This window comes from Flavobacterium sp. (assembly GCF_043773265.1).
Classification (GTDB): Bacteria; Bacteroidota; Bacteroidia; order Flavobacteriales; family Flavobacteriaceae; genus Flavobacterium.
Map to the genome: position 1 here is coordinate 1 of NZ_JAYVFH010000110.1, position 3,113 is coordinate 3,113.

The following is a 3,113-nucleotide window of genomic DNA, read 5'->3' on the forward strand; positions in this document are numbered from 1 at the left end:
AATTACAACGTGGTGTTGGAACATCTACAAATGGTTCTGGAGCTTTTGGCGCAAGCTTAAACATGCTAACCGATTCTTATTCTAAACAAAGTTCTGGAGAAATTTCAAATTCTATTGGAAGTTTTAATACTAGAAAAAGCACCGTAAAATTTAGTACAGGATTAATGAATTCTGAAAAAAATTTAGAACAAGGTTTTGAAATTGCTGGAAGATTATCTCAAATAAAATCTGATGGATATATTGACAGAGGATTTTCTGATTTAAAATCCTATTTTTTGCAAGGAACTTATGTAGGAAAAACCACTTTAATCAAAGCATTAGCATTTGGCGGAACCGAAAAAACATACCAATCATGGAACGGAATTGATGGCGAAACTTTACAAAATAATACAACTTTTAATTCTGCAGGAATTTATACAGACGAATTTGGAAACACTAAATTTTACGACAACGAAACCGATAACTATCAACAAGATCATTATCAATTGCATTGGAATGAAAAAATTAATTCTAACTGGAATTCCAATTTAGCTTTTCATTACACTAAAGGAAAAGGATATTATGAAAATTATCAAGAAAATGCAACTTTTGAAGATTATGGATTAACTCCTGTTACTGGGCAAACTACAACCGATTTAATTCGTCAAAAATGGTTGGAAAATGATTTTTATGGACTTACTTATTCTGGAAATTATATATCTAAAAAGTTAGATTTTATTTTTGGTGGAAGTTATAATCAATATAAAGGAAACCATTTTGGAAAAGTAATTTGGGCAAGATTTGCATCAACTAGTGAGCTTGGCGATAAGTATTATGATGATTACGGAAACAAATCTGACGGAACAGTTTATGCAAAAGTCAATTACAATTTTACTAAAAAATTTAGTTTTTACGGCGATTTACAATTCCGACTTGTAAAGTATAAAGCCAATGGAGTTCAAGCGAATTTGGTAAATGATACGTTTAATTTTTTCAACCCAAAAGCTGGTTTGAATTATGATTTGAATAAAAAAAACACCTTTTATTTTTCTTATGCAAAAGCCAATCGTGAACCAAACAGAACCGATTACGAAAGCGGAAGCACTAAACCAGAAAAACTAAACGATTATGAATTGGGCTGGAGATTTGCATCTAAAAAGGTAAAATTAAATTCTAATATTTACTACATGTCATACAAAAATCAATTAATTCTTACCGGAAATCTTGATGATGTTGGAAATCCTATTAGATCAAATAGTGAAAAAAGTTATAGATTAGGACTTGAAATTGATGCAACAATTGCAATTTCTAAAAAAATAATAATTCGTCCAAACATCACAATTAGCGAAAATAAAAATGTAGATTTAAATGTTGCAGGAACTAATTTTGGAAATAAAGAAATTGCTTATTCGCCAAGTTTAATTGCAGGAAATATTTTAGTTTTTAAACCTTTAGAAAATTTTAAAGTTTCAGTATTATCTAAATTTATAGGAGAACAATACCTTAACAACATTGAACTTAAAGAAGCAAAATTGAATGATTATTTGGTAAATGATTTGAATATATCTTATGAAATTAAACCAAAATCTGTTTTTAAATCTATAGTTTTTACAGCTTTAGTAAATAATATTTTAGATAAAAAATATGTTTCTAATGGATACATGTATGATGTTTATCCGTATTATTATCCGCAAGCAGGAATTAATTTTTTGGTTGGTGTTAATTTAAATTTTTAGAGTTTTTAATTATAAACCCTAATCAAACTACCATTAACTTCAACTCGATATTGTTTTAAAGGATATTGTTGTCCAGGACTTTGACCAGTAAACAAATTATATGACGCATCATCACATGGGCAAGTTGCTTCAATTCCGCTTATAGTCAATGTTGAGCACGATGATAATTGTTGATTTGGACAACCACCATCAAAAGCATTGAAAGTACTGCCGGTATTGAAAACTATAATTCCTCTTGATGGTCCATCGGCAGGATATATTTTTACATGATTACTAGGAAATTGTAAATTACTGTAAGAAGGTAAATTAGTATTAATTTCAAAGCTAAATTGATAGTTTGGTAAATTGGGATTTTGATTATTAAAACCACTATCTCCACATCCAAAAACAATTGTTAGCAAGAATAAAAAAAGAATTTTTTTCATAAAAATTTTAGTATTATGATGGTTCAAACAAAAATAAATTAGTTAACTTTGTGAAACATTATTAAGCAAAATTAAGCATTTAATAATCAAAAAAATATATCTTTGAAAAAAGAAATCCCATCTAGTTGGGATTTTTTCTATTTTATGAGAACGATGAAATAGAGTTTTTATTAGATTACAAATAAAAAAAATACAGCTTTTATTAAAACAAAAGTTACGAATAAACGAAATGAAATTATGAGCAATATATCTTATTACACAGCAGACGGATTAAAAAAACTTAGAGAAGAATTAGATCATTTAAAAAGCGTGATGCGACCAAAAGCATCGGCAGATATAGCAGAAGCAAGAGATAAAGGTGATTTGAGTGAAAATGCAGAATATGATGCAGCCAAAGAAGCTCAAGGAATGTTAGAAATGCGAATTGCTAAACTAGAAGAAGTACATTCTAATGCAAGATTAATTGATGAAAGTCATCTTGATACATCAAAAGTCTTGGTTTTGTCTAATGTAAAAATTAAAAATCAAGCCAACGGTATGGAAATGAAATATACTTTGGTTGCCGAAAGCGAAGCCGATTTAAAAACAGGAAAAATATCTGTAACGTCGCCAATTGGCAAAGGATTACTAGGAAAATCTGTGGGCGAAGTTGCCGAAATTACAGTACCAAACGGAACTTTAAAATTTGATGTTTTAGAAATAACTAGAGACTAATTTATTGATTGTTCGGTTAACCGTTTAATCGATTAACCTAAAAAACAAATAACCGATTTACCAAACAGCCAATGACAATATTTACCAAAATAGTAAACGGAGAAATTCCTTGTTACAAAATTGCCGAAGACGATAATTTTTTGGCTTTTTTAGATGTAAACCCGAATGCGAAAGGACATACTTTATGTATCCCGAAGCAAGAAATAAACAAGATTTTCGACCTCAACGACGATTTGTATTTAGGATTGATGGCTTTTGC

At 29.3% G+C, this 3,113-nt stretch carries 4 protein-coding genes; 3 read left to right on the forward strand and 1 reads right to left on the reverse strand.

What is annotated here, in order from left to right:
• The coding region (locus tag ACH2BO_RS05825) for a TonB-dependent receptor (RefSeq protein WP_395043813.1) at positions 1–1,715 on the forward strand (1,715 nt) is incomplete at its 5' end.
• A 5-nt stretch (positions 1,716–1,720) separates the two neighbouring features.
• Here ACH2BO_RS05825 and ACH2BO_RS05830 read toward each other — a convergent pair.
• The gene (locus ACH2BO_RS05830) at positions 1,721–2,140 is read right to left on the reverse strand and encodes a Rieske (2Fe-2S) protein (protein WP_395043814.1); all 420 of its coding nucleotides are present in this window, start codon (positions 2,138–2,140) and stop codon (positions 1,721–1,723) included.
• 237 nt (positions 2,141–2,377) lie between these two features.
• Here ACH2BO_RS05830 and greA point away from each other — a divergent pair, with 237 nt between their 5' ends.
• Both greA and ACH2BO_RS05840 read left to right on the forward strand, forming a co-directional pair.
• A complete protein-coding gene (gene greA, locus ACH2BO_RS05835) occupies positions 2,378–2,854 on the forward strand; it encodes a transcription elongation factor GreA (RefSeq protein WP_395043815.1) in 477 nt (158 codons plus the stop codon).
• Between the two features lie 71 nt (positions 2,855–2,925).
• On the forward strand, positions 2,926–3,113 hold a 188-nt coding region (locus ACH2BO_RS05840; RefSeq protein WP_395043816.1), incomplete at its 3' end, for an HIT family protein.

Excerpts from the sequence above, each read along its gene's own strand:
- ACH2BO_RS05830 (WP_395043814.1), bottom strand. The coding sequence starts at position 2,140 with ATGAAAAAAATTCTTTTTTTATTCTTGCTAACAATTGTTTTTGGATGT.
- greA (WP_395043815.1), top strand. The coding sequence starts at position 2,378 with ATGAGCAATATATCTTATTACACAGCAGACGGATTAAAAAAACTTAGA.